Genomic DNA, 12343 nt, shown 5'->3' with positions numbered 1-12343 from the left:
TCAGAAAGGGAGCGTGTCAGGATGACATAACGCCAATGACACGGAAGCTGGTCGAAGCTACAGGAATTACTGCAAAGGAACTGAAAAGTTCACGGATGAGCGCTGCATCAGGATGTATGCATGAATGGATCTGGGGGACGGAGTCACCCATTCATGGACGAGCAGGATTATTAGCCTTTATTTGGATGAGGCGCTCATGGATTGATTCAGGGATGATAGGCTTTAGGGACAGAGCCATTTCACGGATGGGAGCTTCGTTAAGGATGATTTTTATACGGGGTGGTATGGGCGCATATCACCCCGTAAATCTCCTGATCAGATCAGCGCCTTCCTGCTTTGTTGTAAACTTCACCACCGGGTGACTGTTTGCACTCTTTACACGTTAGTCAGAATTATGTCATTTGATACCAGGCTGAACGAAATATTCGGGATGTAAGTACAGCCAGTGCGCAACAGGGAATCGTGATGTCTAGCTACAAAGTCAGTTTGCCCGCAGGTCCTATCTGGAACCAGGCGGATGCCGAAAAAAAAGCACCTATGATCGCAGCGGCACATCAGGGTGTCTGGACGGGGGTCTGGAATACCGTAGTTGACGGTAAGATGAGTGTAGTAGAGGTTGAGCTGAGTGATGACCAGCGGGGTGAAAATGAGCTGGTGACCACGGTGCCGGCCGGGCCGCTCTGGAGTGATGATGAAGCACAGGAAATAGGGCCGGTCCTGGCGGCTTCCTACGGTGCTGAATTCACCGGACGCTGGGAATCCGTTGTTCAGGGACAAATGAGTATTATCGAAATCAGATATGTTTTTTAACGTATTCTGATCACAGCATTCAATAAGAGAACGGTTGCCGCATGGCAGCCGTTTTTTTTATTCCGGCTAGTGATATAAATCTAAATAATAATGATTATCAAATGCTTTTGTTGATTGTATGGCGTACCCTATGGCCAGATTATTTAATTCAGTTAAACAGGAGATGATTATGAAACTGAAAAGTCTGGTGGGTGTTGCGCTGATGTGCCTGACAACAGGAGCATGGGCGGCAGAAATCATTGTTGAAATGAAAAATGCCGGGGCAGACGGTGTAATGGTGTTTGAACCTGCAGTGGTGAAAGCGGAAGTGGGTGATACGGTGACCTTTGTACCCACTGATATGGCGCATAATTCAGAGTTGGTGCCTGGTCTGGCCCCTGAAGGAGCGACAAGCTGGAAAGGCGTCATTGGCCAGCCAGTGTCAGTCACGCTGGATAAAGAAGGTGTTTATGTTTATCAGTGCCTGCCGCACGTGGTAATGGCAATGGTTGGCGTGATTGTGGCCGGAGAACCTACAAACCTGGATCAGGTGATGGCTGACTCAGCTGCGCTTAAGGGCCGGTTTGCACTGAACAAGGACCGGCTGGATAACTATCTCGGACAGGCCAAATAGAAGTGATATCTTCTTACCCGGAAAGCCGATGTGCTTTCCGGTTTTTACAGGCCGTTATGGCGGCTGCTGACCAGCGGCAGCTGCTGCTGGCTGATCCGGTAAGTGCCTCTGCCGGCAAGCTTGGCGTCATACATAGCCATATCAGCGGCCCGTATCATGTCTTCGGGTTTATAGAGGGTCTCAGAAGACAGGCAGATACCGATACTGGCATTAATATTCAGGGTTTCTCCTTTTATATCGAATGGATGTGAAAGGGCATCAATGATACGGTGCGCAGTCTCCTGGCTTTTACTGGCCTGGTTATCATCCTCTAGCAGCACGATAAACTCATCACCTCCCACCCGGGCGACCAGATCCTCTTCACGGATTGTGTGGCGCATACGCTTACCGACCAGCGCAAGCAGTTCATCCCCCACCTGATGGCCAAGGGTATCGTTAACCACTTTAAAGTGATCCAGATCGACAAACAGCAGGGCATACCGCTGGTTCTGGTGGTTTTCCATCAGTTGGTCTATCTGCCGGTTGAGTAATACCCGGTTAGGCAGCCCGGTGACACTGTCATGGTTAACCTGATGAATCAGTTTTTGCTGAGCATTCAGACGTTCCAGTACGCTGCCAATGATGCCGCTCAGCGTCCCCAGGATGTCCATAAGCCGGTGTGAATTTGTATCAGGTGCGCAAGCGGCTGCATTAAGTACTGCGATGACACGGTTTTCACAGCGCACAGGAATGCTCCAGGCACAGTTCATTCCCCGTTCGCTAAGGCACTGATGCTCAGGATAAGGGGAGTCGGCAAGTTGGGAGAAATACATCGGTTCCTGAGAATCCATAACCAGTTGAAGGCTGGTGCCTTCTGCAGGCATACACAGGCAGTTCATAATTTCATTGCCGGCCAGAACGGTTATCTCAAAGCTGTCATGCTCCGGACAGTAGGCGGCATAACTGATACGCCGTGACGGCATCATCACCTGTAGTGTACGGGTAGTTATTTCCAGTGTTTCAGCTACAGATGTAACGGTTGAAAGCTGTTGTGCCAGCCGGTTGAGATTTTCCAGCTGAGTGGCATAAAACCGGTAATGGCTGACTGCTTTCTGACGGTCTTCCAGTAACCGCTGGCGTTCAATATTGGCTGATACTAACTGGGCAATCAGTTCCAGCAGTTGTAGCGAGACCCGGTTGAATCCGGTACTGATACGGTGACCTGCATTGATAGTACCGATGGCATGACCATGAATGATCAGTGGCGCATTGATAATGTTGCGCAGGCCGTCGTTATAAAGAATCCTACCGTCTGTTTTTGTCGTAGATGCCTGCAGTTCATGGATTTGTCCCTTACACCGTCGGAATGCCCGGCCGGTGTAGGTATTTTCTACCGTCAGTGACTTACCCATCGGCAGTGTGCCGTGCTGGCCGTGCAGTGTAAAAATCTCCAGTTCATTGGTTTCCGGATTGTGTAAGGTGACACTGGCACGGTCATTGGGGATCAGTTCTTTCAGGCTGTTGGCAAGGATGGAATATATCTGTTGTTCAGAAGGGGCAGTGATGATTGCACTGATAAAACGGGCCAGCGCGATACTTACCTCAGGGGATAAGGCGAAGGGTTGTTCCGAAATTGCAGTCTGCTGATCCGTCACAGTTGACATAGTAATTCAGAGTTGCCGATGGCGATAATTGCAATTCAGTATAGTCACGCAAGCTGTAAATGTCGTATTTGTCTGAAAAGTCCGGTGTATTTTTCTAATACGATCGTTTGATTTAAGTGGCTGAATTATATGAGATTTGAATATGAAGGAAGAGGTTAATTGAATCTTCATCAGGGAAAGAAGCCGGATTAAAACAAAAAGCTACCCGTCTGAAAGGTGGGTCGTGGGAGTTCAGACAGATAGCTTTTCGTATAACTAAGTATAGGTGGAATGTGACGGTTCGCTATTTTCTCTTGAATATATATACCTTTCCAGACTAAACACTATATATATCAATAGGTTAAGTGTACGGGTTTTCACCTAAAACTGTGTGCAGAAAAGCAATGTTGGTGAGGCGCTCCGGCGGAGGGGAGATTTGACGGTTTTTACCCCGAAATGGAAGGGTACCGGATGCCTGCTGGCGTATCGACATACTGACTATATTACTAGGCCGATTTCCCTATTTTACAGATGTACCTAAAACCGGAAGTACCAGCTATGTCAGCATCCTGCGGTACCCGGTTATCAGTATAGCTAATATGAACGCAGACCGTTCTGTTTATTAACTGTTTGCCGCCGGGTCAGGACATTCGGGCCTGAACTACTTTAGTGATCAGGGCGTGCAGGGTTTCACTTTCATCCTCGCTCAGGGGAGATAAAAAATTCCGGTTGCATTCTTTGGCAAGTGCTGTGCCTTCTGCCTCCAGCTCACGGCCTTTCTCTGTCAGAAAGATCTGATAGGCCCGGCGACTCGTCGGATGCTTGCGTCTTTCAACCAGCTCAAGTTTTTCCAGCGAATCCAGCACCCGGGTGGTTGTGTAGTGTGCCGTCTGGCACCGGGCTGCAAGTTCGGCCTGGGTCAGACCTTCTTCTTCCCAAAGGGCAAACAGTGTTGGCCAGAGTGTAATATTAAGGCCGATTGTTTTTAGTTTACCATCAAGCTCTGTTGCTAACTGACCGCCGAGTACCGCAATTAACCAGCCAAAGCTGGTATGTCGTGGAAGTAAGTTTTCGCTATGGGGGGATGTCATCTGGCGGTTCTCAATAGGTTAAAAAAATTAGCACTGTAATCAGAGACGTTAATAATACAGTACTGATAAATAATACGAATGCGGCCCGGCGATTACTTTGCAAAAGAGGCTGTTTGTCTGTGCTGTCTGCATATCCGTTTATCATGGCCCTGACCAGTGGCTGGCCTTTGTATTTATAAATAATGATTGCAGTAAGGTGCATTGTCACCAGTCCTGTCAGCGCAGGAGGGATTACTTCGTGCAACAGTTCCAGCCATCCTGTTATCCCTCTGCCTAAGAGACTCTCACTGTCTGAAAGTTCTGATGTCAGCAGGCCAGACATTGCCTGAAGCAAAAGCAGGCTGATCATCAGTAGTACCATCAGACCACCTGCCGGGTTATGTCCGGTGAAGTTTACAGTCAACCCCCGAAAGTAATGAATAATCTGCCGCGGGGGGACCAGAAAGTCTGTAAAGCGGGCCGTCTGACTGCCTGCAAACCCCCATATCACACGCCATAACAGTAACAGCAAAATCAACACGCCTGATGCCTGGTGAACAATTGCTGAGCCATCACCGCTGTATCCTGAGATCAGTAACAGGGTGGTTAGTAATGCCTGAATCCAATGATAAAGCCGGGTGGGCAGGTCCCATTTGATGATCATTCTAATGCCTCCTTAAGTGAATGCAAATATTGTAATTGCTATTATAGCATTTGCAACAATTGTATTTGCATGATATCTTGCCGTCAAAATCACACATACAGGAACAACAGATATGAACAGAATTGCATTAACGCTTGCCCTGACGTTTATCGCTTTAACTGTTCGGGCAGAACAGCCCGCTACAGAAGAGCGACAGGCATTGTTTGAGCAGATAGAAGACGGAACAGAAATGCTCGAAAAGATGATTAACCGTCGAAATATGGCTGAAAGTGCTCAACAGGCGAAAGCAATGCTTTTGAAGGTAGAGATGCTGAAAACCCTTTTTCCGGAGGATTCCAGAGGAGAAGGGCGAAGCCGTGAAAAGGTTTGGGACAACTGGGACGATTTCTCTTCCAGACTGGCTGCGCTCGAAACTGCTTATCAGGATGCTTATCTGGCAGCATCTGAAAGTAATTTCGGACTGGCTAAAAGTGCTTTTGAAACCGCAGACGGTTCATGCCGGTCATGCCATATGAAATACCGTTCACTTTGGTAAGCAGGAGTATTCAGATGAAAAAGGTTATGAGTTATTTCCACCGGGCCGCAGGCGTAATTGCTTTTTTGATTATATTGTCATTTTTTTGCAGCACAGTATTCGTGGAATTGCAGGGGGACCCGGCTCAGATTGCTGCTGTTAAGAATTATATCGTTTCCGGGATGTGGGTCTTAATTCCCTGCATCATTACCGCCGGTATTACGGGAAATCTGATGGTACCGGGTGTAAAGGGCGGAGTGATTGGCAGTAAGAAGAAACGTATGCCGTTTATTGCTGTGAATGGTCTGTTTGTCCTGCTGCCGTCAGCTGTTTATCTGAATTATTTGGCCTCTGAAGGGCAGCTGGATACGGTCTTTTATACCGTTCAGGGTGTTGAGTTACTGGCTGGATTTATCAACCTGAGCTTAATGTTTCTGAATATAAGGGATGGTTTCAGGATTGTCCGGGCACGAAGCCGTCATCAGTCTTAATTCATATACGACATATATAAGGAGTAATTTATGGCAAATTTCAGAGATCTGGATGCAGTGGTATCTCTTGCTGATCAGATGGGGTCGGATGTGGAAGGTCCTGTTGTGCTGATGAACGTGTTTACAGTAGACAGTAAGGATGTCGACGCACTGGTAGCAGCCTGGTCACATGATGCTGACTTTATGAAAATGCAGCCCGGTTATATATCCACTCAGCTGCATCAGGGCATCGCAGGGAGTACAACGTTTATAAACTATGCGGTTTGGGAAAGTGTCGGCGCATTCAGAGAGGCTTTTATGCATCCTGAATTTCAGAGTCGGATTAATCAGTATCCTGAAAGTGCAGTTGCTTTTCCGCATTTGTTTAAAAAGCTTGCGGTTGAGGGGCATTGCGTTGCCTAGTAAAAAAAACAGGTTTCTGATGCGGTGAGCAGGCTGCATCAGAAGCCTGAGCCTCTGCCCTGTTGTGTAAGGTTAAGCAGAAACTGTATCAATAAGTTCTGTCTCCTGCTGGGAGGTGACCACACAGTTACGACCGTTTTGCTTGGCTTTGTAAAGTGCAGCGTCGGCTCTTTCCAGCCATTCTACAGCTGATTCGCCTTCGGTTTGCCGGGCTGCTCCCATGGATATAGTGACTTTAACATCTGCGGGGAAGTGATAGGTTTCGATCAGCTTTCGCAGGTTCTCGCAGACGTCTGCTGCTTCGCTCAGCTTGGTATCCGGCAGTAATAAAACAAACTCTTCACCGCCATAGCGGTATAAAGAATCAGCGGCGCGGATATTTAAACTGATGACTTTGGCCAGGTGAATCAGAACTTCGTCACCGGCCAGATGGCCGTAGCGGTCATTGATGCTTTTAAAGTTATCCAGATCAAACATCACCAGCGAAATGTCAGTGAAATTCCTTCGTTGTGTCATGACGCGGTTTGCCAGTTCCTGAGTCAGCGAACGCCGGTTTCCGATACCGGTCAGGGCGTCTAATGTCACCAGCCGGGTGAGTTGTTTTTCGATTTTGCGGTATGAGTTAAAGGTAATATACAGAATTAAATTCATCAGCGTGCAGGGAACCAGTACTGATGCAAATACGATGGCTTCTGTCTGAGGAAATAATATAAAAGATAAAATAATTGCGGAGGAAATGCTGATTAAAACGGCAGATGCCGGGGGCATCAGATAATAAACAACAATGACCGCCGGAAAGTACCAGAAAATAGATGAAAGTCCTTTGATGTGTACAACGGCTATACAGGCGACCATTAGGAAAACTGACATGGTGACCCGGGCAGCAGGTATATTACCTTTCTGATAGTTCAGTCTGAAAAAGGCCAGCATAATTGCCAGAACAATGCAGTCGATGGCGGCTACAGCCCAGTCTTCAGTAATGATGCGGTAGATGATGAAAGGCGGGATATATAAGATACCTAACGCACTGCAGGAGAGCAGTACGATTTCTTGCTCTGAGCGGGTCTTACATTCACTTTTTATTTTATTGATAAGATTTACAACAGCCATTTTTTATACTCAGCACTGTCAGCGTGTAAAAAACAGTATTATCATGAATGGCAATAATCATAACAAAAAATAACTGGCAAATCAAACGGTATACAGGATTAATAAAATAATCTTATATACTATGAATGTCGCCTGAATAGTTTGTTAAATATTTGTGTTTATTAAAGTGTAATTTTGACGGGTATCAATAATTAATAAATAAAAAGCACCAGGCTGTTTTTTATTAAATACTGATTTAATTGTTGTCTGCACGCTTCAGTTTATATAACTGAAAACAGGCTATTGGTATTCTGGCCGGGAATCTTGCCATCAATCACCCTGAGTGCATAAAAAATACTATGGGCTTCTGCTTCTTCCCGGGAATCGCAGGTGTTCTTACTTCTGAAGTACTTTTGTTTTGATACGGAAGCGGTATTCAGATTGCGCTGTATCAGTACCCTGACACTCCATTTACCACCGTCTGCCAGTTCTTCCGGTGCCGCAAAAATCAGAAAGCCTTTGTGCTGAGCCTTAATCATAGGCATATCCCTGTTTCGTTATTAAAACTTGCCACAGAAAAAAGATAGCCGAGGGTGATTATGATGCGATGAGCGCTTACCCATTTTGGGTAATTATTGATTTCAATGGTGATGACACTGTTCGGTTTTCAAGTCTGTTCCGTCCGGCAGATACCGTTTTTGCTTATAACCTGTCCGGTATGTTTTATAATTTTTTAATTCTAAAAAGAAATAAAAAATCTTTTCTTTATAGTGTTCTGAGAGTATCTTTGCCGGCACTTCTAGTCTGGCTTACAGAGATCCTGGCGGCCGGGCTGAGTTAACTGTTACCCACAGATTTCTCGTTTCAGGATGACGATTCATGCAAACTTCTAATCCACTGGCGCTGCTACCGTTAGCGCTGTTTCTTGTGCTGTTTATTGGCAGCGGTCTTTATTACCAGTCGCAGGGTACTGATTTTGCCTTCTATCAGATTTCTGCACCGGTCGCGATTATCCCGGCGATTGTGCTGGCACTGTGTTTTTCTCCCGGGTCGCTGAACAACCGGCTGGAATCTTTTATTAAAGGTATCGGTGATTCCACGATTATCACCATGGTTCTGGTGTTTCTGCTGGCCGGCGCGTTTGCGTCAGTGGTAAAAGCGGTTGGCGGTGTAGATGCAACGGTTAACTTCGGGCTGAGCATCATCCCCGAATGGCTGTTACTGCCGGGCATTTTTGTGATTGCAGCGTTTATTGCCACGTCGATGGGAACCTCCATGGGCACGATTGCTGCGGTGGCGCCGGTGGCTGTCGGTTTATCTGAATCCAGTGATTTGCCATTGCTGCTGACCACCGGTGCAGTTGTTGGCGGTGCCATGTTTGGCGATAACCTTTCAATCATTTCAGATACAACCATCGCTGCCACCCGTACTCAGGGATGCGAAATGCGGGATAAATTCCGCCTTAATCTGATGATTGCCTTACCGGCTGCCTTTGCTGCGATTCTGTTTCTGGCTTACCAGAGTAATCCGGGAGATGTGGTACCGCAGGATTATGACTTCATTAAAGTCTTGCCGTATCTGGTTGTGCTGGTATTAGCGGTGCTGGGTGTGAATGTAATGCTGGTTCTGTTAACCGGTATCTTGCTGGCGGGTGGCGTCGGCTTTATGAGCCTGCCGGATTACAGTGTGGCGCAGCTTTCAAAGCAGGTTTATGAAGGCTATACCGGGATGCAGGAAATTATGATCCTGTCCATGCTGATCGGTGGTTTAGGTGCGCTGATCAAGCAGCAGGGCGGTTTGAACTTTATTGCGCAGACCATTGAGAAGCTGACTCACCGGGAAGGCCGTGAAGATAACCGCCGGGTAGGAGAGTTCAGCATCGCCGCCAGTGTGGCTGCAGTAAACCTGTGTACTGCTAATAATACGGTATCCATTGTCATTGCCGGTTCTCTGGCAAGGGACATTGCAGAACGTTACGGTGTGAATGCCAAGCGCTCTGCCAGCCTGATGGATATCTTTTCCTGTGTGGTTCAGGGAATGATTCCCTGGGGGGCGCAGATTCTGCTGGCATCTTCTGTTGCAAAGGTGTCCCCGCTGGAGCTGGTGACGTCTGTGCAGTATTGCTGGTTCCTGGGGCTGGCGGCGATTATTTCGGTTGTCATTGCAAAACCGGGTTACGGCCGGTAATAACAGGTTCAATACATGACAGAGTTAACGGCGCGGCTGCTCAGCAGTATTCGCGCCGTTTTTGTATTTTTAGCAGAAAAATGCCGTACTTCTTTGGATTATGGAATAGTAGATGTGTATCATTCCGGGGTTGTAAAAAGTTGTACAAAATACAGAGTTAACGGATTGGTATGTTCAAAAGAGTTCTTTTGTTGGTAGCTGCGATTGGGGTGTCGGGTTGCCAGTTACAGTCTCTGTTAAAGCCTGAAGCTTCATCTCAGGCAGAGTCTTCAGATACACCTGTGCAGGCGCAGACAACGACGGTTGAAAAAGCACCGGTTAAAGTTGCGCCTCAGAAGCCGGCGGTAGCATCAGTGACCAAGCCTTCGGCTTCGTCCCTGATTGAGGCTGATCCTCTTAAAGCGGAACAGAATAACGCCATTCTGGCTGGCCGTCTGGCGGTGATTAATGCCCGCCTTCATGAGGTTTGTCAGGTATCTGATTATGAAAGAAGTGAGCTGAACCAGTGGTCGGCTGCGCAAGATCAGCTTTATCTGGGTAATCAGCAATCGCCGTTCAAGAGTTATTATGAACACGGTAAAGGTATCGCCACGACTTATACGACTGAGCATCTGAAAGATGTGCTGGCGGTGACCAGTCAGGATGCCGGTGTCAGTTTTGCCGAAAACTGTAAACTGATGATTGCCCGGGTGATTGAGAAAAATGCGCACCTGCGCTCGTTCACCGGAACTGAGACAGAACCACCTACTTTCAGCTTCTGATTCTTCTTAAAAGCGATTTTTAAAAAGAGAAAGCGCATCGCCTCGTAACAGGCAGATGCGCTTTCTCTTTTTTTGTGGCCGGAATTTCTGGGTTGTGTCCGACTGAGCAGAGTTCACTGCATGTAGGGAGCTTACTCGTATGTGCTTCTGATATGAGTTTCGGCCCCAAGCATCCGGCGGATGGTTGCATCTTTATCCATCAGGTGATGCTTCAGCGCGCCGATGGTGTGAAGGGCCACTGTGATCAGGATCAGGTCTCCGGCCAGGCTGTGTACAGAACGCATAATGCTGTTCAGATTTTCATTGATTGCCACAAAATCGAACGGACCACCGGGGCCGGTGTTTGTCGGGAACAGCTCTATTCCAAAGGCTGCTACGCCGTAACCACCCATCGCTGACATCATAAAGCCACTGACAGGCATGATGATCGTGCCTGAAATTAAAATCCAGTGGGTGGCTTTGGACAGAATGCGTTCCATCCGGGAATAGTTGCCAACGTGCTCCGGCCAGCCCTGTTTGATGCGCCAGATAATGCGAAAAACAGCAAAACCAAATACCAGCACTCCAAAGGATTTATGCCAGGGCATCAGGGCAAAGGTTTCTGTGGTTGAAATATAAAGGCCGCTGGCTAACAGCATGATCATCAGAAAGGCTATCAGCCAGTGTAATCTCACCGTGGTGCGGGACAGTTTTGATCGGGTATCGTTATTCATGGTTCACCTCAATACCATTGTTTTAACTTGGTGTGGGAGTTTGAACCGGATGGCATTAAAAAAGTGTTAAGAGATTGGAACAGGGCCAGACTATACCGGCCCTGATATTGGGGGAAAGGGTTAGGGTGATGATTATTGTTTTGGATGGAAGATAACAGTCATCTGCTTGGTTGCATCTTTTTCCTGTTCTGTCAGTGCCCAGTTAAAGCGGCTGACGAGCCGGCGGATCAGTTTCAGTCCGAGTCCGAATCCTGTTGTCTGGGTCTTGCTCTGGCTGGCGGGCAATGTATTGCTTACCCGGATGCTGTTGCCGTCCTGAATGATCTGAATCTGCCCATGAATGGTGTGTTGAAAGGCATTACGGATGATATTCGTGATCAGAATACGGAAGGCTGCTTCAGGGAGTTGCATCACCGTGGGCTGAGTCTGAACGGTTACGTTTACATCTTTACCGGCCAGCAGGTATTCAAGCTCACCGGTTATCTGTTTCAGAATTTCTTCAATATGTACGTCACTGGTTTCAAGGGCTTCCTGACTGTCTCTGTTCAACCAGAGCAGTGTTTCGGTAATGCCTTTCATGGTCAGGCTGGCACGGAGAATCCGGTCCCGTACCTCCCGTTCTTTGGGGGATGGGGAGGTGCTTATTTTGTCCAGCAGGGTGGCATTACTTCTGAGGGTTGCGATGGGGGTGCGCAGTTCATGGCTGGCAAAGCCCAGAAACTCTTTTTCTCTCTCGAGTGTGCGCCCCACATTCTGAATACTGCCATGAATGATGTTCGCCAGCTGATTCAGTTCATCATACTGAAAGTCCGGCGGGGATTTACTGGCGCTTTTCAGGTTCAGCTGTTTGGCCCATGTATAGATTGACTGTACCGGGTGGGTGAGGTTATTCAGCATCCGGTAGATCACAAAGATAAACACTGCTAATGATCCCAGCCCCCATAAAGCAATGATCACCATGGGGTCCAGCCCTTCATGATGTGCAGTTTTCGTCATTGTGGATGTGACCATGATTTTTGAAACGTAGCGTAATTCGCCATCTTTATTCAGCAATGACATCAGGGAGTATGATTTTTCTGGCGGCGCGAAATACCACCAGTTTTCAAAATGTACCTGCAGCTGCCGATGGTTTTCCGGCGGGGTGGGAAAAATGTTTTTGATGTTATCAGGCACATGTTCCCAGCGGTCTGTTACGTGATACCTGAAGTCAGTGGTAGTGGCGTGTTCTCCTTTTGGTAATAGCTCTGCCGCCTGCTGCATCTGGGATTCCTGCACTGAGTCAAAGCCTTGTAGAAAATACTGCGTACTCTGGTAAGTCAGTAATGCGGACATACAGATCGCCAGCAGGATTATCCGGAACAGAATATACGACTTCAGACTTTTGGTTTGCTGCATGGATATACCCTT

At 47.6% G+C, this 12343-nt stretch carries 14 protein-coding genes; 7 read left to right on the top strand and 7 right to left on the bottom strand.

From position 1 onward, the window contains the following. The first annotated feature begins 465 nt into the window (after positions 1 to 465). Positions 466 to 810, top strand: coding sequence for a mannan-binding lectin (locus tag JYB63_RS05360; protein ID WP_205656754.1), 345 nt, complete (start codon positions 466 to 468; stop codon positions 808 to 810). 169 nt (positions 811 to 979) lie between these two features. Continuing rightward, a complete protein-coding gene (locus tag JYB63_RS05355; RefSeq protein ID WP_205656753.1) occupies positions 980 to 1423 on the top strand; it encodes a pseudoazurin in 444 nt (147 codons plus the stop codon). Between the two features lie 44 nt (positions 1424 to 1467). On the opposite strand, the gene JYB63_RS05350 is transcribed toward JYB63_RS05355, so the two are convergent. The 3 genes from JYB63_RS05350 to JYB63_RS05340 form a co-directional block, all read right to left on the bottom strand. After that, positions 1468 to 3066, bottom strand: a complete 1599-nt coding sequence (locus JYB63_RS05350) for a sensor domain-containing protein (protein ID WP_205656752.1) — start codon at positions 3064 to 3066, stop codon at positions 1468 to 1470. 620 nt (positions 3067 to 3686) lie between these two features. Next, entirely contained in the window at positions 3687 to 4136 is a 450-nt protein-coding gene (locus JYB63_RS05345; RefSeq protein ID WP_205656751.1) for a MarR family winged helix-turn-helix transcriptional regulator, read from the bottom strand. A 10-nt stretch (positions 4137 to 4146) separates the two neighbouring features. After that, entirely contained in the window at positions 4147 to 4779 is a 633-nt protein-coding gene (locus tag JYB63_RS05340) for a cytochrome b/b6 domain-containing protein (protein ID WP_205656750.1), read from the bottom strand. A 112-nt stretch (positions 4780 to 4891) separates the two neighbouring features. Here JYB63_RS05340 and JYB63_RS05335 point away from each other — a divergent pair, with 112 nt between their 5' ends. Genes JYB63_RS05335 through JYB63_RS05325 form a run of 3 tightly spaced genes read left to right on the top strand, consistent with a single transcriptional unit; the run spans position 4892 to position 6186 of the window. After that, complete coding sequence (locus tag JYB63_RS05335; protein WP_205656749.1) at positions 4892 to 5314, top strand: c-type cytochrome; 423 nt, start codon at positions 4892 to 4894, stop codon at positions 5312 to 5314. Positions 5315 to 5328: 14 nt separating this feature from the next. After that, positions 5329 to 5784 carry a hypothetical protein gene (locus JYB63_RS05330; protein ID WP_205656748.1) on the top strand — a complete coding sequence of 152 codons (456 nt, stop codon included), beginning with the start codon at positions 5329 to 5331 and terminating at the stop codon, positions 5782 to 5784. A 30-nt stretch (positions 5785 to 5814) separates the two neighbouring features. Beyond that, complete coding sequence (locus JYB63_RS05325; RefSeq protein ID WP_205656747.1) at positions 5815 to 6186, top strand: antibiotic biosynthesis monooxygenase family protein; 372 nt, start codon at positions 5815 to 5817, stop codon at positions 6184 to 6186. Positions 6187 to 6258: 72 nt separating this feature from the next. Here the strand turns inward: JYB63_RS05325 and JYB63_RS05320 are convergent, their stop codons facing one another. Next, positions 6259 to 7296, bottom strand: a complete 1038-nt coding sequence (locus JYB63_RS05320) for a GGDEF domain-containing protein (protein WP_205656746.1) — start codon at positions 7294 to 7296, stop codon at positions 6259 to 6261. A gap of 260 nt (positions 7297 to 7556) precedes the next feature. Beyond that, complete coding sequence (locus tag JYB63_RS05315; protein ID WP_205656745.1) at positions 7557 to 7814, bottom strand: CV_2116 domain-containing protein; 258 nt, start codon at positions 7812 to 7814, stop codon at positions 7557 to 7559. Between the two features lie 340 nt (positions 7815 to 8154). Between JYB63_RS05315 and JYB63_RS05310 the strand changes: the two genes are divergently transcribed. Both JYB63_RS05310 and JYB63_RS05305 read left to right on the top strand, forming a co-directional pair. After that, positions 8155 to 9462, top strand: coding sequence for a Na+/H+ antiporter NhaC family protein (locus tag JYB63_RS05310; protein WP_205656744.1), 1308 nt, complete (start codon positions 8155 to 8157; stop codon positions 9460 to 9462). Between the two features lie 170 nt (positions 9463 to 9632). Continuing rightward, a complete protein-coding gene (locus JYB63_RS05305) occupies positions 9633 to 10223 on the top strand; it encodes a hypothetical protein (protein WP_205656743.1) in 591 nt (196 codons plus the stop codon). A 131-nt stretch (positions 10224 to 10354) separates the two neighbouring features. On the opposite strand, the gene JYB63_RS05300 is transcribed toward JYB63_RS05305, so the two are convergent. Both JYB63_RS05300 and JYB63_RS05295 read right to left on the bottom strand, forming a co-directional pair. Continuing rightward, positions 10355 to 10936, bottom strand: coding sequence for a cytochrome b (locus JYB63_RS05300; RefSeq protein ID WP_205656742.1), 582 nt, complete (start codon positions 10934 to 10936; stop codon positions 10355 to 10357). 132 nt (positions 10937 to 11068) lie between these two features. Beyond that, a complete protein-coding gene (locus JYB63_RS05295; RefSeq protein ID WP_205656741.1) occupies positions 11069 to 12331 on the bottom strand; it encodes a sensor histidine kinase in 1263 nt (420 codons plus the stop codon). Positions 12332 to 12343: the final 12 nt, after the last annotated feature.

This window comes from Aliamphritea spongicola (genome assembly GCF_017051665.1).
GTDB lineage: Bacteria > Pseudomonadota > Gammaproteobacteria > Pseudomonadales > Balneatricaceae > Amphritea > Amphritea spongicola.
The sequence above is the reverse complement of the archived record's forward strand: the minus strand, read 5'-3'. Positions and strand labels throughout refer to the sequence as shown.